The sequence below is a fragment of the Mesorhizobium sp. M7A.F.Ca.ET.027.03.2.1 genome (genome assembly GCF_003999175.1).
Classification (GTDB): domain Bacteria; phylum Pseudomonadota; class Alphaproteobacteria; order Rhizobiales; family Rhizobiaceae; genus Mesorhizobium.
In genome coordinates, this window is sequence record NZ_RZOM01001721.1 from 1 (window position 1) to 674 (window position 674).

General features: G+C 58.3%; 1 protein-coding gene. It reads right to left on the reverse strand.

All coding sequences use genetic code 11. The features are described from left to right. Positions 1 to 567: extracellular solute-binding protein (locus tag EN750_RS37645; protein WP_127399493.1), on the reverse strand; the 567-nt coding region annotated here is incomplete at its 3' end. Positions 568 to 674: the final 107 nt, after the last annotated feature.

Genomic DNA, 674 nt, shown 5'->3' on the forward strand with positions numbered 1-674 from the left:
GTCCTTGTTGTTGGTGAAGAACTTTGCGTCCTCCATTGTCTCCTTGAGAGTGGTCGGTGGCTTCAGCCCAGCTTTGTCGAAGAGGTCCTTGCGGTAGTGAACCATCTGCCAATAGGCTGCGACTGGCAGGCACAGCTTTTTATCTCCCCACATCGCCTGACCGGCGAAGGACTCGACATAATCGTCCCAGGCAATGATCTTGGGATCCGTGTCGCTCCAGATGTCCTGCACCGGATCGATGCAGCCGGCGTCTGCGAATTCACCAAGCCAGATGCCATCGATGAAGAGAACATCGTACTGGCTGTCTTTTTGCGAGCACGCGAGAATTTCCTTCTGGTGCAGCGGATCGTAGCCGAACCCGTCGGTAGTGACCTTGGCACCCGTGAGAGCCTCGAATTGGGGCGACATTTTCCGGACCGCATCGATGAATGGGTCCTGGATCGACATGATGTTCACGGCCTCGCCGTCATGCTTGCTCAGGATCGACCCCCAGTCCGTTTGGGCCAGTCCTGGCGAGGCGGCGAGCGAAATGGCAGCAGCGGACGCAACCAACAAGATTTTCTTCATGCGAACCCTCCCAGCGAGCGCGATGAGACCACGCTCTGCGAACGGCGCTCCCGCGTTCAGACAGAGTTCCCCTGCGCAGCTTCGCCACGTCAGGTGGACGGCAAGAC